Source organism: Sphaerisporangium krabiense (genome assembly GCF_014200435.1).
Lineage (GTDB): Bacteria > Actinomycetota > Actinomycetes > Streptosporangiales > Streptosporangiaceae > Sphaerisporangium > Sphaerisporangium krabiense.
Genome location: NZ_JACHBR010000001.1, coordinates 2560805 through 2580293, shown reverse-complemented (window position 1 = coordinate 2580293; position 19489 = coordinate 2560805). Strand labels below are relative to the sequence as shown.

Below are 19489 nucleotides of genomic sequence, written 5' to 3'. Positions count from 1 at the left end.
AGAAGCATGAGCAAGATGACGACCATCGCGCCGATTGCTAGCGACTTCCAGCGTCCTCTGCCATGAAGGGCGCGCGCTCCCTATCTCCGTCAGGTCCATCTACGCTCACGAGAGTTCCTGGTTGTGTCATGGTTGCTGGTCGGATTTGCAGTTTCCTTGGCATGATCGAAAAAGTTCGGAGTGGGAGGAGGCTGTGAGCTCCCTGCCACAGCGTTGCCATGGGGACTGTACGGTCTTCGGCTCTGTCTCCAATTCGGTGGCGACATTGGGTGTCACGGCGTCACGCTGAGTCGTACTTGGTGTAGATGATCTTTTATGTACGGTATTTTCCGGGTTATCTCCACTCATCGTGGAGGACGTGACGGGCGAAGGCGAGCAACTCCGGATATGGGGTTCGGGCACCGGACGAAGGCGTCGCCTGCCGTGCTGCGGAGCTAACACGGCCCGCGTTCTAGCTATCACGAGCGCAGCCCGCCGTGTACTGATCGTAGTGCGGATCCGCCGCCTAGCCTGCCCCACTCACGGCTGCCGGCAGCAGTCCTCGACACCAAGGCGGCCCGTGCTCTTCTTAGTCAGTGCCGTAGCCTCCCTACGTTCAGCAGAGCCCACCTACAGCAACCAAGGTATGACCACCGGAAGGGCCGAATATATTAGAGAGCGGGTGTTGTTTCCACACCTTCGATGAGTAGGTCACCTTTGAGAAGAGGCTCAAGGTAATTCTTGGCTAGCCATTCGACGGCGTCCACACAGACAGCATCGCCGAAACCCATGACTGCCTGACTATCGCGCTCGGGAACAGTGTATTCGCCCGCACCCATAAGGCGGGCATATTCAAGACGAGTCATCCATCGAACGTGTAGCGTACCCCTCTCCATTCGCACAACGGCCTGCTTAGAGGATCCACCACGAGCCGTTCGAAGGCAGCCAGCGATATCGTCTGCGCGAATCTCCCACGCCGGCTTCCCGTCACGGGTTCTACGATAGGCAGTCCTATAGTGGATCAAGCCGGTTTCCTGCAAAGAGGATACTCTCTTAAGCTGTATTTCAGAAAGCTGCTCGATGAACTTCGCGGTTCGTTCTTCGTTCCACCAGATCTTATTTTCGATCGGTATTTCCTCTACAAGTTCCGTCCAGCCTGTGGTCTTGTGAAGAGGGGGGGAGGGGATGAAGGCACGCTGTGTCCGAAGATTGGAGTCGTCAAATACATGATCGAGCCAATGCGGCCTCAGAGTGTAGTCACGCTCTACTTCTTGTATTGCCTTCTTGAGAGAGGCGACCAAGAACAGGCGGGGCCGAGACTGAGGCACCCAGCTACGCGCATCTAGAGTCAGGACGTCAACCCAGTACCCGAGATCACCCAACCTTTTGACTGCGGCCCTTAGGTCGGCACCTCGATGGCTCGTAGCGAACCCGTTAACATTCTCAATAGCAACGACTGGGGGCAGATCTTCAGATCGTTCGAGGATGTCGGTAAAATGCCAAAAGGTCCTGGAATGCTTTCCGGCCAAGCCTCTCCGGTCGCCAGCGAGTGACAGGTCAGTGCAAGGGAACGATGCCCATGCCAGGCTGACTACAGGAGGAAAGTTTTCTCCGGAGGGGTCTTGGGCGATATCTGCGATGTCCGCGAGTTTGTAGTGCTCCTTGCTGTGTGAATCCTTGAAGTGGCCGAGATACGTTTCTCGTTTGGTTTCCTCTATGTCATTGGCCCAGACAACTCGGAAGCCGGCCCGTTCAAGACCCATGCGTGCCAGTCCGATCCCCGCGAAGAACTCGGCCACCGTCGGGGACGTGGCTTCCTCTCCTGCCTTGGCCTGTTCTGAGGTTGTGGAGGCGGACGGGTGCTGAACCGCTGCTTGAGTCACGCCCCTGATACTAAGACACGGATGGAACGTGAGTGCAGGTTGTCCCCACCTCTGTCTTCTAGTTCGCGCGCGGCGCGCTAGTGTCACACTGTGCCAGACACGACATCATGGGCCTCAACTGCGGCAAGCAGGGCGAGCATGCAGGCGAACAAGAGCCGCGACACTAAGCCCGAACTAGCCCTTCGACGGGCTGTGCATCGGTTGGGGGTGAGGTATCGGGTGTCGGCGCGACCCGTTTCTGATCTTCGCCGCACAGCGGATCTTGTGTTCACGCGGGCGAAGGTCGCTGTCTTCCTGGACGGATGCTTCTGGCATGGTTGCCCCGAACATCATACCCGGGCAGTGAGAAACGGCAGCTATTGGTCTGAAAAGGTAGAGCGCAACAGGAAGCGAGATGCCGACACCGACCAAAGGTTACGGGAAGCAGGTTGGCTGGTAATTCGCATTTGGGAGCACGAAGACCCTCAGCTAGCTGCCGAGCGAGTGAGAGATGCCGTTAAGGGACGATAAATAGACAAGTGCCGGGCTTCACTCTACTAATCGTCTTCAATTTCGGTTTGTTCTCCTTCTTGGTGGTATCGAGGGATTTTTAGGTCTTCAAGGCGCTTGTTGCTCAGCCATTCCAGGCGTTGGGTCTGAAGATGAAGGGTTCGTCGCAGCCCAGAACTAGGCTGGCGCTCACTGATAAGTTGAGACAAGCGAGCTACATGGTTAGCCCTCCGTGCGATTCGAACATCAGAATGCCTCCTATCGCCCCAAAGCTCGTCGGGAATTATTCGCCCGCGAATAGAATCCGGAAGCTCTACCGGAGGAATTTCCGCAGGAACGGCCTCGTTCAAGATAGCCCGGAAACGTGCTTGATTGCGGAGCTCCTGGTATACGGTCGACTCATAGCGGTTGAGCAAAGCCCTTTTCTCGCTGGTTGACATTCCTGGTACGATGATCCCATGTATCGTCCAGACCTGGATTTCAGCGACCTCGAACGGATCTAGAACGAATTTTGCAACCGCGTCAGATCGTTGCCCTGTCAGATGGCGTCCAATTCGAGAAGAAACGCCCTCTGAAGTCTGGCCCACATAGATTGGCTCGCCATCGTAATCATAGAAAGCATATATAGCGGCCTTCGCTTTGCCCAGCTTGCTCGACGGGTTGTTCGGGTCTTCCGAGGCCAAGAACTTGGCTATCTCCTCTCTGATTAGACGGGTCGCGCGTGGAACCTGAAGATCGTTTTCGTCCGGGCGGGCTGTCGGCACCAAACTTCCCCTGTATAAGTCGACGAGAGAAGGATCTTATTGTGGCGCCAAAGCCTGAATCTGTCACTTTGTAGATACCGGCGGCTGTCCGCCGGGGCAGGACCTGACGGAACTGGCCGCACGCCTGCTTCGGCGGACAGTTGGCAGCAGGCCGCGGAGCGGACCGCTTCGAAACCGTAACGAAAGTTCTCACCGGATGGCTGGGGCCCGCTGTCCTGTCTCGCTTGATGGTTGACACTCTGGCCTCGCTTGATGCTTGACACCTTGATCGTTATCCGTGCCTCCTCGTGGCGTTATCGACGCTTCGGGGGAGGCCCTTCCCGCCACCAGACCCGCGACGATGCCAATGCACAAGGCCAAGGCGACATAGACGCCACCGTTCATGTGTGTCCGCCGAGGGAGGCAGCAGGGGTTCGGGGACACGTAAGCTATGGGCGTCGAGACAGCCTGGCAACTGACGTTTGCGCAGTTCAAGGGTATGATGTTTGCCGTAAAATCATTTCCTAGAGGTCAGGGCGTTGAGTGTTTTCCACGTCGCCATCATTGATCTCATTGCCACATAGAGCGATCACACCTTCCATCGAAAGGGCACCTAGCCGGGACCGCGGGCTGCCTAGGCCATGTCCTGGCTACAGCTGCGCAGCTGGAAAAGACCGTAACCTTCCCATTCGCCGAGCCGTGCTGAGGCACGAAGCACGGATCCCCGATCGCCCCCAGCCGCGCACCATGACCAGCCATGCTGTGGCGATCGTGAGGGCTGTATCTGTGCGGCGGCGCGACAACCCCGCGCTGACCCGTGGGTCCGTACGGCGGGGCAGGTGTGCGGCGGGCGGCCCGGAGTCCCGCGCCGGCCGGGACCGGCCCCCAGGCCGCACGCCCGGACGGCGGGCGGGCGCAGGGCCGGGGCGCGGCGGCGCGCCGCGCCGCCGCCTTGATACCTAAGAGAACAATTCGGCAAAGATCCGCGCTACGGGTGCGAGAGATCGCCCGGTGCTGGCTTAGAGCGTGTCTGACAAATGATCACGCTGCTGCGGTTGAATGATCGTTCATGATCGTTGGTGGTGCGACGTGGTGAGCTGACCGATAGGGCCTGACAGCGGATCGAGCCGTTACTGCCGGCCACGGATGGTCGTGGTCGTCCGTGGCGTGGGCATCGCCAGGTGATCGATGGGATCTTGTGGCGATTGCGGACCGGAGCGCCCTGGCGGGACATCCCGAAGCGGTTTGGGCCCTGGCAGACATGCTACGAGCGGTTCAAGCGGTGGGACGGTGACGGCACCTGGGCTCGGCTTCTGGAGCAGCTGCGGGTCACGGACGACTCGGTGGGCAATGTGGAGTGGAGTGTGAGTATCGACTCCACCATCGCTCGTGCTCACCAGCACCCTGGCGCGCGTAAAAGGGGACGACGGCGGGACGATCGATACGAAGCGATCGCAAAGGCGGCGGGCGCTCGGCCGGTCCCGGGGAGGGCTGACCACCAAGCTGCATCTGATCACCGAGGCCCGCGGGCTTCCGATGAGGTTGCATGTGACCGGCGGCAATGTGGTGGACTGCTCGGCGTTCGAGGCTGTCATGGCCGGGCGGCGGCTTGCGCGTATTGGGCCGGGACGGCCGCGCACCCGTCCCGATCGCCTGATCGCAGACAAGGACTACTCCTCCCGGAAGATCCGCACCTACCTGCGCAGGCGTGGCATCCAGGCGGTCATCCCCGAGCGCAGGGACCAGCTCGCCAACCGCAGGCGTAAAGGCGGCCGCGGAGGCCGTCCCTATGCCTTCGACGCCGAGGCGTACAAGGAGCGCAACCTGGTGGAACGCTGCTTCGGCAAGCTCAAGCAGTGGCGGGCCATCGCCACCCGGTTCGACAAGCTCGCCAGCCGCTACCTGGCCGGCGCCACCATCGGCTGCCTGATGCTCTGGCTCCGCCAGCTCGAAATGTCAGACACGCTCTAGAGCAGGTGGGTGCCGTCGTGGTGGCGGATGGCCGGCGTCGGGTCGTTGCGCAGGGCGTCCAGGACGCGGACGGCGAATGCCTCGGATGCGAGGGTACGTACTTCGTCCGAGGCGACCCAGCGGAATGAGCGAGTCTCGTCGGTTTCGGTGAGGTGGCCGCCGATGACCTTGCAACGGAAGACCAAGGCGACGATGCCGCGGGTCATGTTCTTGTAGATGCCGGTGAGGGTGACGGGTTCGACGTCGAGGCCGGTTTCTTCGCGGACTTCGCGGAGTAGGCCGGTGATGATGTCCTCGTCGCGTTCGAGGACTCCGCCGGGGGCTTCCCAGTGGCCGTTGTCGCGGCGTTGGGTGAGGAGGGCGCGGCCTTGGTCGTCGATGATCACGCCTGCCACGCTGACTGAGTGCGTGTTCTGGTGATCCATTGGGATTACCTCCGGCCGTGCAGGTCGCTATCCTCAAGACCGTAGTACACGTATGTACGAGTTGAGGAGTCGGGTCGTGGCCGAGCTGCCGTTGCCGGATCTGGACCCGACCAGCGATCGGGCCGTGTTCCGGCAGATCGCCGATCACATCCGGGACGCGATCGAGCAAGGCGTCTTGGCCGAGGGTGAGAAAGTGCCCTCGGAAGCTCAGCTCATGCAACACTACGGCGTCGCGAGGATGACCATCCGCAACGCTCTCCAGGTCCTCCAGGGTGAGGGGCTGACGGTCGCGGAGCATGGGCGTGGTGTCTTCGTCCGTTCGCATCCTCCGGTGCGGCGGCTGGCTTCGGATCGGTTTGCGCGTCGTCATCGCGAGCAGGGCAAGGCCGCGTTCATCGCGGAGACCGAGGGGGCTGGCGGCAGGCCGACCGTGGACTCGATAAAGATCACGGAGGAGGCGCCTTCCGCGAGCGTGGCCGAGTTGCTCGGGCTCACCGCCGCGGACTTGGTGATCCGTCGCTCTCGCCGTTATCTGATCAACGGTCAGCCGGTTGAGACGGCGGTGTCCTACATTCCGGCTGAGATCGCTCGCGGTACGCGGATCGCTGAGACCGACAGTGGGCCGGGCGGGATCTACGCCCGGCTAGAGGAGTTGGGGCACCGACTCGATCACTTCGTGGAGGAGATCCGGTCGCGTATGCCGCTGCGTGATGAGATGCGGGCGCTCAAGCTCGCGCCCGGTGTTCCGGTGTTTCACCTGGTCAGGACGGCGTATACGACGGGCGGTAAGGCTGTAGAGGTGTGCGACACGGTGATGTCGAGTGACGCCTACGTGCTGTCGTACGAACTGCCTGCTCGGTAGGGCTTGACGAACTCCTCTAGAGGAGTCATAAATGACTGTGCCAAGCACTCCTCTAGGCGAGTAGACGCCTAAGTGACTGGATGGTCAACGCATCTGATCGGGCGGAGTCCTGTCTTATGGCAACTGATGATTGCGAGTCGTGCGAGGGACGCGGCTGGAAGTACGTGAGCCATCGGCGCGGCCTGCTCGCCGTACCAGGTGGCAACGCTTCGGCTCGCCGGGTTCGTGAGCCGTGCTCCACCTGCTGGCGCGGTGGGTCCTCGGCCGCTGAAGGGCCGACGTCGTGAAGGCGTGGCGGCTTCCGGAACGACACAACGGCGACCGGTCGGCCCGGCGGGTATCGGGACGGCACGGTGAGGGCTACCGGCCCAGAACCGTTACCCGGCGGGTGTTCGACCCTGCGGCCAGAGCGCAGGCGGCTCAGCTCGACCAACACGAACCGGGGTGGCTGATCTGGTACGCCGTTTATGAGCGGCTGTTCTACGCGAGCACCCTCACCGGCACGGCCAACCCGCCCTGCGTCGCGGCGCGTACCCCGGACGGATTGCGCGAGCTGATGCGTGAGGCGGAGACCACGACGGAGATGGGCCGGGCGTCATGACAGAGCCGGACGAGATCGGCCAGCGTCGGGCCACTGCTCAGCGTGACGCCCTGATCGGACTACGAGACAGCATGTACCTGCCCCACGCGCGCTTCTTGATCGTCGAGCGGGTACGGCTGTTGATGAGGGTCAAGTACGGGGCACGGATCTACACGGCGCGCCGTACATGGAAGTTCGGGTCGGCGCGCGCCTGGTGGCCACGATCACGGTTGGCCAGCGCATCGGACGACCGCCGCACTTCTTATTCACTCCACCTGGCCATGTCGGTGTCGGGGACATGGAGGACTCGGACTCGGCGGCTGAGCGAATCCACTCGATGCGAGACCTCGTCGGCATCCCCTCGGACGATGACAGCGAGCGGCGCTGAGTCGGCACTGCTGACAGCGTTGATCGCCAAATACGGTCGGCGCTGGGAACTGCTGGACTCGTCCGGGGGTGGCTGGATCGCCGTACGTCGTCACAACGTCTCGGCCCGCGCGCTTGGTCGCGGACTGTCCAATGTGCGGTGTGGGAGCACGCTTACGGAGCTGGCCGACCACCTGGCCGCGGAAACCGACCTGGAACAGCGGTCCTTGGTCATGGATGTGCGGCCGGCCCGTCCTCCCCAATAAAGAAGATGATCAAGGGGGTGATCAGCTATACAGCCTGGTCACCCCCCTATGCTGACGACAAGTCGAGTAGTGGGGTTCTTGTGATGTCGGTTTCCGATGAGCAGTACGCGCCGCCGAAGTACGCGCAGATCGTGACGGCCATCCGGCAGAGGATCGCGGACGGGACCTATCCCCCCGGCTCGCAGTTGCCTTCGGAAACCGCGCTGGTTCGTGAGTTCGCCGTCAGCCGCCCTACGGTGGTGCGGGCGCTTCAGACCTTGCAGCTTCGCGGGTTCATCGATCGCGAGCATGGCAGGGGATCGTTTGTGAAGGCTGTGCCTCCAGTCAGCGAGGGGGATTCCTCCCGGCCGGGTCGGGCGGTGCTGGATCGGGTCGAGGCCGTCGAGGGTGCGGTGGTCATCGCTGCCGGAACCCATCCGGCGCCGGCGAACGTGGCGGCGTTGTTCGAACTACCGGAAGGCACCCCGGCCGTCATGCGCCGCGTCCTGCTCAGCGAGGCTGACGAGCCATGCGAGCTGGTCACCTTCTGGTGCCCCATCGAGCTGGCCGAAGGTACCGACCTAGGCCGCAAGCAGCCGTTGACGGTGAACGTACGTCAGCACTTCCAGAGCATCAAGGGGCTGCGCTTTGACCACGTGGTGCAGCGGCTGGCCGCACGTCATCCGCTGCCGCATGAGATCGAGGTGTTCGCGCTCGGCAAGTCAGCCGCCGTACTGGGGGTCCTAGCTCGGACGTTCGATGGCACTGGCCGGTTGGCCCTAGTAGTGGACATAGCGCTTCCGGGCACGATGCACGAGCTCGAAGACAGCTACTCACTTTGATGCTGCGCCGTTTACATGGCGATAACAGCGTTATCGATACTCTACGCAATAACACTTAGCACCAAACCTCTCGGAGCACGATCTAACTCGTATAGACGAGTAGGTGAGACTGACGTATAGTCGACAGTACGAGTTACCGACAACACAACAGGAGAAGCACGTGGCTATCCCCCGAACGTTCCGCGTCGAGTTCGCCGAGGTGTTCCCCTCCGGCTGTTACATGGTGGGCGAGGTCGAGCAGGTCAAGGACTTCGAAGCCTCTACCCCCGGCAAGCCGGTGTGGGCGCGCGACAAGGACACCGGTGACTTCCTCTGGCAGATCACCGTCCTGGACTGCGCCCCCGACGCGCGGGACAAGACGCTCAAGGTCAAGGTCACCTCCCCGGTTCAACCGGTCCCGCCGGCACCGCTTCAGGGGCTGCCGTTCATCCCCGTGGAGTTCGACGGTATGACCGTCACCCCCTGGCAGAACGGGCAGCGCATCGCCTACTCGATCAAGGCCCGCGAGATGCGCGCGCCCCGTGCCTCGGGTAGCGCCCCGGCCCGATCTGCCGCGGCCGGTAAGGACGTCGCGAGGGATGCCGCCTGATGGGCAGACCGGTCAACGGGCCCTGGCAGACCACGACCCTGCATGTGGACGGACGCGGCCGGTCGGCGTGCTTCACCTACCCGCACCGCACGCCGGTCTTCGAGGTCGCGGCCGGGAACACGGTCATGAAGGTGACCCTGCACGCCAACCGGATCGACGACGCCTCGGTGACCTTCGCCCGTGAGCTGGCTAACCAGGCGCGCACCTTCGCCGAAGAGGTCGAGCGCCTACACCAGGGCCTCACCATGCGCCAGATACGACTTCACCAGGCACAGGGAGGTACCGCGTGAGCGGCTACAGCTACACCACGATCAGCATGCACCCCGGGGAGACCGCTCGCGTTGGGGTCAGCATCTACCCCGACGAGCGCGCGAGCGTCCGCTACTACCCGGCCGGGGACGACCCGCACGCCTTCATCGGCATCGACTACGGCGACGCGCAGATCAACATCGGCACCACGCAGGCCACCAAGGTCACCGACGCGCACGTGACCTTTGCGCGGGCGCTGTTCGACGCTGCGGCGCGGTTCCTGACCGACTGCGAGCGCTGGCGCGACCAGCACGCCCGGCAGGTCATCGACGAGACCGCGCACGACGACACGGCGGCACCCGGCAAGGCGGCCTGACCGGTTTCGGGTGGGGCCGCTGGAAGCGGCAACTTCCGGCGGCCCCCGCACTACCTCTCCCCACGACAGTCCAGATCCCGAGAAGAGGCGATCAGTTTATGCTGCGCAAACTCCCCGGCGACTACACCCGCGACATCGTCTCCACCGCCCCCGACTCCCTGGTGTTCCGCCCCACGGTGGTCAAGACCCCGGCCGTCTTCACCATCGCCGTGATCTCCTTCCGCGCGACCGTGGGCCTGTTCCGTATGGTGTGGCGGCACCCCCTCGCCTGCCTGGCCGTCCTCGCTCCCATCGCGCTGGGAGCGTTATGCGGCTGGCGCGTCGCCTTGGTGGCCGTCGTCGCGACCGTCTCGGCGCCTGCCGGATGGCGGCTGGCCGAACCGGTGTCCTTCACCGCCTGGATCGGGCTCCGGCTTCGGGCGTGGTGGCGGTGGATGTGGAACTACCGGCGGCACTGGCAACCGGTCATGGCCGTCTCCGGCCTGGCCAAGCACATCGGCGGACGCGAGTACCTGCCCCGCCTGCTCAAGGTCACCTGCACACCGACCGCCGATGTGGTCGCGGTCAAGATGCTGTCGGGGCAATCGGTTACCGACTGGCAGGACCGAACCGACAATCTCGCGCACGGCTTCACCGGTTACGAATGCCGAGTCGTCTCGGCCAAGCCCGGCCGTGTGACCCTGGTCTTCCCTCGGCGTGACGTACTAGCCTCGCCGATTCCCGCGCTGCCCATCACGGGGGACGTGCAGGTGTCGGCGGTCCCGGTCGGCGTGCGGGAAGACGGCTCGGCCTACCTGCTCAAGCTGCACGGAACTCACGTCCTGGTGGCCGGCGCGACCGGTGCAGGCAAGGGCTCATGGCTCTGGTCGGCAATCCGCGGCCTACTCCCCGCGCAGCACGCCGGACTGGTCGAGATCTGGGCGCTTGATCCCAAGCTCATGGAACTGTCGTACGGGCGGGCCTTGTTCGGGGACCGGTATGCCGCCGACCCCGGTGCCTGTGCCGACCTGCTCGAAGCGGCGGTCAAGGTCATGCAAGAACGTGCGGGCCGCTTCGCCGGAGTCCAGCGAAACCACACACCCACCGTCGATGACCCGTTCATCCTGGTCGTGGTGGATGAGGTGGCATTCCTAACCGCCTACCAGACCGACCGCAAATGCCGTGAACGCATCACGGCCGCGCTGGCCACCCTCACCACCCAAGGCCGTGCTGTGGGCGTCGGGGTGCTGGCCGCGTTGCAGGACCCACGCAAAGAGATCCTGTCGATCCGGAACCTGTTCCCCGACAAGATCGCGCTACGGCTCGACGAACCCGCACAAGTTGACCTCGTCCTCGGCGACGGGGCGCGCGACCGTGGCGCGCTGGCCGACCAGATCTCCCCCAACCCGGCCACCGGGGCCGGCATCGGATACGTGCGGCTGGAAGCCTCCCCCGAACCGGTTCGGGTCCGCGCCGCCTACGTCTCCGACTCCGACATCCGCGCCATGGTCGCCGAGTACGCCGGGACGGGTGAGGCCCGGTGACCCACCCGGACGATCGTTCCCTTCCCCGGGCCGTGCGCGCGGCCATGCCCCTGGCCCTGGACGTGATCGAAGAGGCGTGCAAGGTCAACGGGGTCTGCATCCGCCCGGTCGTGCTCAAGCGCACCGACACCCTCACGGGCAGGGTCGAGTACGTCAACATCCCCTGCGGCGCCACGCTGGCGACCAAGTGCGAACCGTGCGCCACCCGGGTCGTGCAACTCCGCAAGGCCCAATGCCGGGAGGGCTGGCACCTGGAGGCCGAACCGGTCGCCGAACCCAACCCACCCACCGACCGACAACTCCGGCTCGTCGAAGAACGCGCCGACGCCGAAGCACAACGCGAGATGGCCGAACAGGACGGCGCCGACCTGGCCGCCTGGGACGAGGCCATCACCACCCTGGATGACCAGCTCGCCGAGTCCGGCGTGCGGGGCCACATCCTGCCGGGTGAGGGTAAGCCTCGCCGGTCGCGCTCGACTCGTCGCCGGCAGGACGCTCCGGATCTGCCCAAGCGGCAGCGCGAGAACCGCACCGTGGGAAGCACCTTCACCGCACCGGACGGGCGCGTCTACCGGCCGTCGCTGTTCATCACCCTGACCTGCGACAGCTACGGCAAGGTCCGCCCGGACGGCACCCCGGTCGATCCCTCGACGTACGACTACGTGCGGGCCGCGCGGGATGCGATCCACTTCCCCAAGCTGGTGGATCGGTTCGTGCAGAACCTACGCCGGGTGGCCGGGTATGAGGTGCAGTACTTCGCCACCGTCGAACCGCATAAGCGTCTCGCGCCGCACCTGCACATGGCCGTGCGAGGCACCATGCCACGTACTGAGGTCAAGGCCGTAGCCGCGGCCACCTACCACCAAGTCTGGTGGCCGTCCTGCGACACGGTGCGTTTCGAGGGCGAACACCTCCCGGTCTGGGGCGACGACCAGCACGCCACCGAGCGCAACGACGGGCAGGCCGGCGACTACCTCGACCCCGCCACAGGCGAAGTGCTGCCCACTTGGGAACAGGCTCTCGACCAACTCGACGCCGACGAAGATGCCCAACCCTTGCACGTCGTGCGACTGGGGCCACAGGTCGACGTCAAGGGCGTCATGGCCGGATCCCCCGGCGCGGACCTGGGCCTGCACTACCTGACCAAGTACCTCACCAAGTCACTCACCGAGTGCCACGAGCCCACCACCGACGCTCAGCGGGCGCACGTGGAACGGCTCATGGCGGTCCTGCGATACGAACCGTGCGCACCGACCTGCCCCAACTGGCTCCGCTACGGCATCCAGCCCAAGAACGCCAAAGCGGGGATGCGGCCCGGGGCCTGCCGGGGCAAGGCCCACAAGCCCGAACACCTCGGCTACGCCGGACGCCGCGTCCTGGTCTCCCGCAAGTGGTCCGGCAAGACCCTCGCCGAACACAAACAAGACCGCCGCGCCTGGGTCCTGGAACAACTCGCCGAACTCGGCCTACCGGCAACCCACGACCAGACCGACCCCCTCGACCCGTACCGCTACACCTGGCACCCGGTCACCTCCACCGATCGCGGCGTACCTCCCCGCGCCAAACGACTCCTCGACGAACTCGCCAAACGCCACCAATGGCGCGCGGCACTCAAACAAGCCCAAGCCAGAGCGAGCGGGCAACCCCTCGAAGATCTTTCGGCAACCAGAGAGGCGGCGTGAACGTGGACAAACTGTTCTACCGTCCCAAGGAGGCGGCTGATTCGCTGGGCATGAGCCGCACAGCCGTATTCCGACTCATCAAGACCGGCGAACTCCAGTCGATCAAGCGTGAGGGATACCGGCTCGTCCCTGCCTGGGCGCTTGTCGAGTTCGCGCGCGCTCTGGAGGCCGCGGCCGGTCTCGCGCATCGCGAGGTGGCCTGATGGGTGCTCGGAAGCCCAACGGTCGCTCGTCCATCTATTTCGGCAACGATGGATATTGGCATGGGTGGGTCGTGGTCGGCACTAAGCCGGACGGCTCGCCCGATCGCCGGCACCGCATGGCGAAGACGGAAACGGAGGTTACGCGCAAGGTCCAGGAACTGGAAGGCAAGCGCGAGACCGGCCATGTCGGCAAACCCGGCCGTGTACCCACGGTCACGGAGTGGATGACCGAGTATCTCGACGTCATCTGTAAGCGGCTCGTCGCGTCGGACAAGATGGCACCGCGCACATTGGAGGACTACCGGTCTAAGACGCGACACTGGATCATCCCCCTGCTCGGTCGTCACCGACTCGACAAGCTGGGGCCTGAACACCTGGACCAGGCGTACGCGACCATGCTGGAGCGTGGGCTCTCCTCAAGCACTGTGCTGAAGATCCATCGGATTCTGTCGCGAGCGTTGAAGATCGCTGTACGACGAAGGAAGATCACCACGAACGTCGCGACGATGGTCGACGCGCCAGTGGCGAACGATCCAGATATTGATGCGCTGACCCGTGAGGAGGCGCGGAGGATTCTGGAGGTCGCGAAGACGAGACGTAACGGGGCTCGGTGGTCGGTCGCCCTGTCGCTCGGTATCCGGCAGGGGGAAGCGCTCGGGCTTCGCTGGTCCTTCGTCGATCTCGATTCGGGCGTGATCAAGGCGTGGTATCAGGTTCAGCGCCGCCCCTGGGAGCATGGCTGTGACGATTCCCATGCCTGCGGCGGGGAGTGGCACCGCTGGCCGTGCAAGAAGCGGTGTGGTGAGCACAAGCACAAGAAGGATTGCCCTGAGGGATGTAAGGAGCGGGGTCATGTGTGCCCGACCCGTACATGTCCGAAAGAGTGCACCGGTCATGCGGAGCGCTGTCCGAAGCGGCGCGGGGGCGGCCTGGTCTTTCGGCAACGCAAGGGTAAGCATCGGCTCACCCTGCAATGTCCGCCTGAGTTGCTGCCCATCCTGCAAGCCCATCGCGAGTGGCAGGCGGCGGAAAGGGAGAAGGCCGGCGACCTCTGGGAGGATCATGACCTGGTCTTCGCAACGCAACGGGGCAGGCCGATGGAGCGGAGCGAGGACTACAAGATGTGGAAGGCCATTCTCAAGCAGGCCGGTGTTCGAGACGCTCGGCTCCATGACGCGCGGCATACCGCGGGTACGCTCCTGGTAGAGCAGGGCGTACACATCCGTGTCGTTCAGGAGATCCTTGGGCACGCGCGGGTGACCACGACACAGCGGTACACCCACGTTGCGGGCTCGCTGATGCGGGACGCGAGTGAGCGCATGGGGTCTGCTCTCTGGGGTGATGGATGAGCCCTGGCAGGCAAATGCAACTAGAACTGCAACTATGACCCGAAACAGAGATCAAAAAGGCCCTCGCTCGATATTCGAGAGAGGGCCTCTGAACTGCGGAGGCTCGGGGATTTGAACCCCGGATGGGCTGTAGACCCAAACCGCATTAGCAGTGCGGCGCCATAGACCTGACTAGGCGAAGCCTCCTCGTCAGCCGGGCGGGTGTCTGTACCGCCGACTGGCTCAGCACAGAGTACCGGCCTTGATGCCGGGCGGCAAAGTGGATCCGCCGTTGTGGTCAATCATGTCCGCCGGCGGGCGCGTGTGGGTGCCGTGGGGCGGGGTCGTCCGGGTTTCCACACCCTGTGTCCACAGGCTGTGGACACGCTGTGTACGTCCGGGAACGAGCGGAGATCGGGTGGTGATCCGGCTGGCCGAGGAGGGTTGTGGACGGCGGCGGGCCGCCGGGGGCAGGGAGCCCGGCGGCCCGCCGGGACACGGGGGTGCCTGGCGGCCCGGGGTGCGCGCCGCGGGACACGGGGTGCCCGGTACGTGCCGCAGGGCCGGTGAGGCGCGGGCGGCCGAGGAGCCGGTCAGGCGCGGCGGGTGGCCTGGCCTTCTACCTCGATCTTGACCTTCTTGCTGACGAGGACGCCGCCGGTCTCCAGGGCGACGTTCCAGGTCAGGCCGAAGTCCTCGCGGTCGATCTCGGTCTCGATGGAGAAGCCGAAGACCTCGGCGCCCCACGGGTTGGTGCCGGCGCCGCCGTACTCCACCTTGAGCGTGACCTGCTTGGTGACGTCGCGGATGGTGAGGTCGCCCACGACGGTGAAGTCGTCGCCGGAGTGCTCGACGACCCGGGCGCTGCGGAAGGTCAGCTCGGGGAACTTGTCGACCGCCAGGAAGTCCTCGCTGCGGAGGTGGTTGTCGCGGTCGGTGCTGCCGGTGTCGATGCTGGCGGTGCGGATCGTGAGCTCGGCCGACGATTCGAGCGGGTTCTCCGCGATCGTGACGCTGCCGGTGAAGTCCTGGAACCGCCCGCGGACCTTGGTCACCATCATGTGCTTCGCCGTGAAGCCCACGATGCTGTGCGCGGCGTCGAGGTCGAAGGTGCCGGACTCGGGGATCGCGATGCCTTCCCAGGCGCGAGTGCTCATGGTGTCCATCTCCGTTGGTAGTTGACGAGCGGATGTCTGCGGCAACAGATTTCTACATGAGGAATATTCCGTGCGTCAACTATCGTCGTCTAGACTGGTCCCGTGATCCCATCAGACGACGCCAAACTCACCGCGTTCGGTCTCCTCATGGAGGTCCACGCCGGCCTCGTGGGCAAGATGACCCCCGCCTTCACCGCCGCCGGGCTGTCCGGGGTCGACTTCGAGACCTTGATCCGTCTCGCCCGGTCTCCCGAGCGCCAGCTCCGCATGAGCGACCTGGCGGCGCAGACGTCGCTGTCGACCAGCGGGGTGACGCGCGTCGTGGACCGGCTCGAACGCGAGGGCCTGGTGCGCCGCGTGGCCTGCGCGAGCGACCGCAGGGCGTCCTACGCGACGCTCACGGACGCCGGAGTGGAGCGGCTGGAGGTCGTCGTGCCCCGGCACCTGGAGGACATCGAGACGTGGTTCACCGGGCTCCTGAGCCCCGCGCAGCTCGAAACGCTGCTCGACACCCTGCGGATCCTCCGCGACGTCGTACGGCCCTGCGCCACGGCGGGCGCTGAGGTGCCGGGAGAGGTCACCCGGCCGAGATCGTGAGCTCGCCCCGCGCGTGCATCTCGCGCAGGGCCCGCTTGGCGAACTTCCCCACGCTGGTCTTCGGCACCGACGCGACGAAGGCCCAGCGTTCCGGGACCTGCCAGCGTGCCACCTTGCCCGCCAGGAACTCCTTCAGCTCCGCCACCCCGGCCGGGCCGTCGAGCACCACGCACGCGAGCGGGCGCTCGCCCCAGCGTTCGTCCGGCACGCCGATCACGGCCGCCTCGACGACCGCGGGGTGCGCCATGAGGGCGTTCTCCAGTTCGACCGACGAGATCCACTCGCCGCCGGACTTGATGACGTCCTTGGCCCGGTCGGTCAGCGTCACGTAGCCGCGGGCGTCCAGGCGTCCGACGTCGCCGGTGCGCAGCCAGCCGTCGTGGAACCGGGAGCCGTCGTCATCCTTGTGGTAGGACGCGGTGACCCACGGGCCGCGCACCTCCAGCTCGCCGACCGCGACCCCGTCGGAGTCGAGGACGACGTCGCCCGCGCCGACGATCCGTCCCTCCACGCCGGCGAGCAGCCTGCCCTGGCTGACCCGCTGGCTCCAGTCGTCCCCGTGCGCCACGGTGGCGAGGGGCGAGGTCTCGGTCATGCCCCACGCCTGCACCAGGCGGACGCCGAACTCGTCCTGCAGCCCCCGCATCAGCGACTCGGGCACGGCGGACCCGCCGCACGGCACCAGCCGGAGCGAGGACAGGTCGGAGCGGTGCTCCCGCGCGTGGCGCAACAGGTCGGCGAAGATCATGGGAATGCCGCCGGAGATCGTCGGCCGCTCCTCTTCGATGATCTTCACGAGGAGGTCGGCCCGCATGTAGCGGTCCGGCATGACCTGCGAGGCGCCGGACATGAGCGCGGCGTACGGCATGCCCCAGGCGTTGGCGTGGAACATCGGGACGATCGGCAGGACCTTGTCGGCGGACGTCACGCCCATGGCGTTGCCGGTGCAGATCGCCATGGCGTGCAGGTACGAGGACCGGTGGCTGTAGACGACGCCCTTGGGGTTGCCGGTGGTGCCGCTGGTGTAGCACATGGACGCGGCGGCGCGCTCGTCCAGCTCGGGCCAGGGGAAGGAGTCCGGGGCGGCGTCCAGGAGCTCGCGGTAGCCGTGCACGGGCTTGCCGGCCGCGCGCAGCGGCTCGGCGTCCCCCTCGCCGGCGACGATGACGTGCCGCACCGTCTTCATCTCGGGGAGGATCGGCGCGAGCAAGGGGATCAGCGAGGCGTCGACGAGCAGCACGTCGTCCTCGGCGTGGTTGGCGATGTAGGCGATCTGGTCGGGGAACAGGCGGATGTTCAGCGTGTGCAGCACCGCGCCCATGCCCGGCACGGCGAGGTAGGCGGTGAGGTGCTCGGTGTTGTTCCAGGCGAACGTCGCCACCCGGCGGTCGCCGTCCACGCCGAGCGCGCGCAGGGCGCCGGCCAGGCGCGCGGCCTCCCGCGCCAGCTCGCCGTACGGCAGGCGGCGGTAGCCGTTCCCGGTGCATGTGGCCACCTCGTGATCGGCGTACAGGCCGGTGCCGTGCCGCATGATCGACGTGATCGTCAGCGGGTGGTCGGGCATCGTGCTGCGCATGGGCGCCACCTCCGCCTCTTGAGTGTGAGCGCGGCCCGCGACGGCGACAAGCGCTCGCTCAGCGTGCGGAACCCAACTGGGGTCGCTTCTCGGGTGCGCAGGGACGGACCACGACGAGGTCGCCGCGCAGCTTCGCCATCGCGCGCGAGACCGTGCTCTTGACGGTGCCGATGCTGATGCCGAGCGTGCTGGCGATCTCGGTCTCGCTCATGTCCTCGTAGTAACGGAGCAGGATCGCGGTGCGCTGCCGCGCCGGAAGACGGTCGATCGCCTGTTCCAGCAGCTCGTGGATCTCGCCGGGGGTCGGGCCCTCGCGCGCCGGGGCCTCGGGCAGGTCCTCGGAGGGGTACTCCTCCAGCTTCCTGCGCCGCCACCAGGAGATGTTGATGTTGACCATCGCACGGCGGACGTACCCGTCCAGCGAGGCCCGGTCGTTGATGCGGTCCCAGGCGAGGTAGGTCTTGGCGAGGGCGGCCTGGAGCAGGTCCTCGGCGTCGGCGGGCTGGCCGGTCAGGTGGTAGGCGGCGCGCAGCAGTGCCGGGCCGCGCGCGACCACGAACTCGCGGAACTCCTCGTCCTTACCGCTCATGCGATCACCGGTGCCGTGACGAAGGGGCATGATTTGTTCGGTTCTCGTGGTCAGAATCGCAGCCGGAGGCCATAATGCGGCTGAACCTTCATCCAGGTTTCGCCCCACCGAATGCAAAGATCGTTACAGTCGTACGGCAGGCCGGGACGGCGAGTCGTTCCTCCGAGGGTGGGTAATTTGCTACGCGCGCCCACCGGGGAGGAAATATTCGCCCCGCCGGCAGCGCTGCCCCCGGCAAAGCATGTGACGCTAGCGGGCATCTAGGTGACTCGCCGCCGCATCTGGGGAGGGCCCCATGGGAGTGGAGCGTCGCCACGCGCTGGCATCCGCGGCACTCGGCCGCAGCCTGGTGCCGCCGCAGGCCGACCAGGAGATCCCCGTGCTCACCGCGGTCACCGGTGAGATCCTCGACATCAGCCCGCATCTCGTCGTCATCGAGAACCCCGAGGGCGCGCGGGAGCGCCTGGTGATCGCGCCGTGGGCGACGGCTTGGCGCGGCGGCACCGTGGCGCCGGCCGATCTGCCCGTGGGCAGCCGCGTGGTCATCCGCGCCCGGCAGTCCGGACGCGTCGCCGACCGGCTGTGGGGTGACGTCACCCGGGTCACGGGCGTGATCGTCTCGGTGGGCAAGGCGGGCAGAGATCGGACGATCGAGCTGGACTGCGGGCCCCATCGGGGCAAGCGGGAGGTCGTGATCCCCTACGGCGCGTCCGGCCGCATCGCCGTCCGCCATCCGCAACTGGAGCCGGGCTACCTTTTCGACGCCATCGGCACCCGCGTGGAGGGCGTCACCGTCGCCTACCTTCCGGCGACCTCGCAGCCCCCGTACCGGGCGACGGCCGTCCCTGCTCCCCCGCCCGCGTACAGCGGCGTGCAGTCGAAGATCTCGGGCGCCGCGGCGTGGTCGGACGCCTTCGACGAGGGGGAGGCCGGGGCCGCGTACCCGATGTTGGAACGTGCCGATTCCGCGTGCGACGACGCGGGGGTGTCCTGTACGGGATTGCCATTCCTGTCGCTTGGCTCAATGCTTTATGTCGGCAATGTCTGTGAAAGCCGGGCGGCGGTGCTGCCGATCGTGGCCTGCGGGTGCGTCGCGGGCCGGTTCTGCGACCGATGCGTGGAATGTGGCACGTCACCGCGGGGGCGGATCGTCGAACTGTCGCCGGTGTCCTTCGTCGAGCTCGGGGGAGATCTCACCAACGGATGCTTCAACGCCCGTGTCGGATTGGGGTGAC

General features: G+C 65.6%; 20 protein-coding genes and 1 tRNA gene. 14 read left to right on the top strand and 7 right to left on the bottom strand.

The features are described 5' to 3' along the window. Window positions 1-650: 650 nt before the first annotated feature. Window positions 651-1862 (bottom strand): DNA cytosine methyltransferase, encoded by a 1212-nt coding sequence (locus BJ981_RS11400; RefSeq protein ID WP_239139382.1) that lies wholly within the window; start codon window positions 1860-1862, stop codon window positions 651-653. A gap of 90 nt (window positions 1863-1952) precedes the next feature. Between BJ981_RS11400 and BJ981_RS11395 the strand changes: the two genes are divergently transcribed. Beyond that, a complete protein-coding gene (locus BJ981_RS11395) occupies window positions 1953-2372 on the top strand; it encodes a very short patch repair endonuclease (RefSeq protein ID WP_275422310.1) in 420 nt (139 codons plus the stop codon). A 26-nt stretch (window positions 2373-2398) separates the two neighbouring features. Here BJ981_RS11395 and BJ981_RS11390 read toward each other — a convergent pair whose 3' ends face one another. Next, entirely contained in the window at window positions 2399-3115 is a 717-nt protein-coding gene (locus BJ981_RS11390) for a GIY-YIG nuclease family protein (RefSeq protein ID WP_184610601.1), read from the bottom strand. Between the two features lie 1100 nt (window positions 3116-4215). On the opposite strand from BJ981_RS11390, the gene BJ981_RS11385 reads away from it, so the two are divergent. Continuing rightward, window positions 4216-5065, top strand: a protein-coding gene (locus tag BJ981_RS11385; protein WP_375784436.1) for an IS5 family transposase whose coding sequence is annotated in 2 segments (ribosomal slippage) — window positions 4216-4538 and window positions 4537-5065 — 852 coding nt in all. Because the reading frame shifts where the segments join, the coding sequence is not laid out codon by codon here. On the opposite strand, the gene BJ981_RS11380 is transcribed toward BJ981_RS11385, so the two are convergent. After that, the gene (locus BJ981_RS11380) at window positions 5062-5490 is read right to left on the bottom strand and encodes an NUDIX hydrolase (RefSeq protein ID WP_184610599.1); all 429 of its coding nucleotides are present in this window, start codon (window positions 5488-5490) and stop codon (window positions 5062-5064) included. The genes BJ981_RS11385 and BJ981_RS11380 overlap by 4 nt on opposite strands. Before the next feature lie 76 nt (window positions 5491-5566). Here BJ981_RS11380 and BJ981_RS11375 point away from each other — a divergent pair, with 76 nt between their 5' ends. From BJ981_RS11375 to BJ981_RS11330, 10 genes are all read left to right on the top strand, one after another. Further along, the gene (locus BJ981_RS11375) at window positions 5567-6352 is read left to right on the top strand and encodes a GntR family transcriptional regulator (protein WP_204070379.1); all 786 of its coding nucleotides are present in this window, start codon (window positions 5567-5569) and stop codon (window positions 6350-6352) included. Window positions 6353-6740: 388 nt separating this feature from the next. After that, a complete protein-coding gene (locus BJ981_RS11370) occupies window positions 6741-6953 on the top strand; it encodes a hypothetical protein (protein ID WP_204070378.1) in 213 nt (70 codons plus the stop codon). A gap of 616 nt (window positions 6954-7569) precedes the next feature. Further along, complete coding sequence (locus BJ981_RS11365) at window positions 7570-8385, top strand: GntR family transcriptional regulator (RefSeq protein WP_239139378.1); 816 nt, start codon at window positions 7570-7572, stop codon at window positions 8383-8385. 160 nt (window positions 8386-8545) lie between these two features. After that, the gene (locus BJ981_RS11360) at window positions 8546-8974 is read left to right on the top strand and encodes a plasmid replication, integration and excision activator (RefSeq protein ID WP_239139377.1); all 429 of its coding nucleotides are present in this window, start codon (window positions 8546-8548) and stop codon (window positions 8972-8974) included. Next, window positions 8974-9264 (top strand): hypothetical protein, encoded by a 291-nt coding sequence (locus tag BJ981_RS11355; protein WP_184610593.1) that lies wholly within the window; start codon window positions 8974-8976, stop codon window positions 9262-9264. Before BJ981_RS11360 ends, BJ981_RS11355 begins: the two co-directional genes overlap by 1 nt. Next, window positions 9261-9599 (top strand): hypothetical protein, encoded by a 339-nt coding sequence (locus tag BJ981_RS11350; RefSeq protein WP_184610591.1) that lies wholly within the window; start codon window positions 9261-9263, stop codon window positions 9597-9599. The genes BJ981_RS11355 and BJ981_RS11350 overlap by 4 nt, the downstream gene beginning before the upstream one ends. A 98-nt stretch (window positions 9600-9697) precedes the next feature. After that, window positions 9698-11122 (top strand): FtsK/SpoIIIE domain-containing protein, encoded by a 1425-nt coding sequence (locus BJ981_RS11345; RefSeq protein ID WP_184610589.1) that lies wholly within the window; start codon window positions 9698-9700, stop codon window positions 11120-11122. Continuing rightward, window positions 11119-12804 (top strand): replication initiator, encoded by a 1686-nt coding sequence (locus tag BJ981_RS11340; protein ID WP_184610586.1) that lies wholly within the window; start codon window positions 11119-11121, stop codon window positions 12802-12804. The genes BJ981_RS11345 and BJ981_RS11340 overlap by 4 nt, the downstream gene beginning before the upstream one ends. Continuing rightward, entirely contained in the window at window positions 12801-13007 is a 207-nt protein-coding gene (locus BJ981_RS11335) for a helix-turn-helix domain-containing protein (protein WP_184610583.1), read from the top strand. The genes BJ981_RS11340 and BJ981_RS11335 overlap by 4 nt, the downstream gene beginning before the upstream one ends. After that, on the top strand, window positions 13007-14356 hold the full coding sequence (locus tag BJ981_RS11330; protein ID WP_204070377.1) for a tyrosine-type recombinase/integrase: 1350 nt from the start codon (window positions 13007-13009) through the stop codon (window positions 14354-14356). Before BJ981_RS11335 ends, BJ981_RS11330 begins: the two co-directional genes overlap by 1 nt. Before the next feature lie 96 nt (window positions 14357-14452). Here BJ981_RS11330 and BJ981_RS11325 read toward each other — a convergent pair. Continuing rightward, window positions 14453-14542: transfer RNA gene (locus tag BJ981_RS11325), tRNA-Ser, on the bottom strand. Between the two features lie 386 nt (window positions 14543-14928). Beyond that, complete coding sequence (locus BJ981_RS11320; protein WP_184610581.1) at window positions 14929-15492, bottom strand: YceI family protein; 564 nt, start codon at window positions 15490-15492, stop codon at window positions 14929-14931. Window positions 15493-15594: 102 nt separating this feature from the next. Between BJ981_RS11320 and BJ981_RS11315 the strand changes: the two genes are divergently transcribed. Then, window positions 15595-16089: a MarR family winged helix-turn-helix transcriptional regulator gene (locus tag BJ981_RS11315; protein ID WP_239139376.1), complete on the top strand. Its 495-nt coding sequence runs from the start codon at window positions 15595-15597 to the stop codon at window positions 16087-16089. Here the strand turns inward: BJ981_RS11315 and BJ981_RS11310 are convergent. Continuing rightward, a complete protein-coding gene (locus BJ981_RS11310; RefSeq protein ID WP_184610579.1) occupies window positions 16070-17665 on the bottom strand; it encodes a long-chain fatty acid--CoA ligase in 1596 nt (531 codons plus the stop codon). The two genes, BJ981_RS11315 and BJ981_RS11310, sit on opposite strands and share 20 nt — an antisense overlap. A 58-nt stretch (window positions 17666-17723) precedes the next feature. Beyond that, a complete protein-coding gene (locus BJ981_RS11305; protein WP_184610577.1) occupies window positions 17724-18254 on the bottom strand; it encodes a SigE family RNA polymerase sigma factor in 531 nt (176 codons plus the stop codon). Between the two features lie 295 nt (window positions 18255-18549). Here BJ981_RS11305 and BJ981_RS11300 point away from each other — a divergent pair, with 295 nt between their 5' ends. Next, window positions 18550-19488 (top strand): hypothetical protein, encoded by a 939-nt coding sequence (locus BJ981_RS11300; protein WP_184610576.1) that lies wholly within the window; start codon window positions 18550-18552, stop codon window positions 19486-19488. Window position 19489 lies beyond the last annotated feature (1 nt).

Excerpts from the sequence above, each read along its gene's own strand:
- BJ981_RS11380 (WP_184610599.1), bottom strand. The coding sequence starts at position 5,490 with ATGGATCACCAGAACACGCACTCAGTCAGCGTGGCAGGCGTGATCATC.
- BJ981_RS11300 (WP_184610576.1), top strand. The coding sequence starts at position 18,550 with ATGGGAGTGGAGCGTCGCCACGCGCTGGCATCCGCGGCACTCGGCCGC.
- BJ981_RS11310 (WP_184610579.1), bottom strand. The coding sequence starts at position 17,665 with ATGCGCAGCACGATGCCCGACCACCCGCTGACGATCACGTCGATCATG.
- BJ981_RS11365 (WP_239139378.1), top strand. The coding sequence starts at position 7,570 with ATGATCAAGGGGGTGATCAGCTATACAGCCTGGTCACCCCCCTATGCT.
- BJ981_RS11345 (WP_184610589.1), top strand. The coding sequence starts at position 9,698 with ATGCTGCGCAAACTCCCCGGCGACTACACCCGCGACATCGTCTCCACC.
- BJ981_RS11320 (WP_184610581.1), bottom strand. The coding sequence starts at position 15,492 with ATGAGCACTCGCGCCTGGGAAGGCATCGCGATCCCCGAGTCCGGCACC.
- BJ981_RS11355 (WP_184610593.1), top strand. The coding sequence starts at position 8,974 with ATGGGCAGACCGGTCAACGGGCCCTGGCAGACCACGACCCTGCATGTG.
- BJ981_RS11305 (WP_184610577.1), bottom strand. The coding sequence starts at position 18,254 with ATGAGCGGTAAGGACGAGGAGTTCCGCGAGTTCGTGGTCGCGCGCGGC.
- BJ981_RS11330 (WP_204070377.1), top strand. The coding sequence starts at position 13,007 with ATGGGTGCTCGGAAGCCCAACGGTCGCTCGTCCATCTATTTCGGCAAC.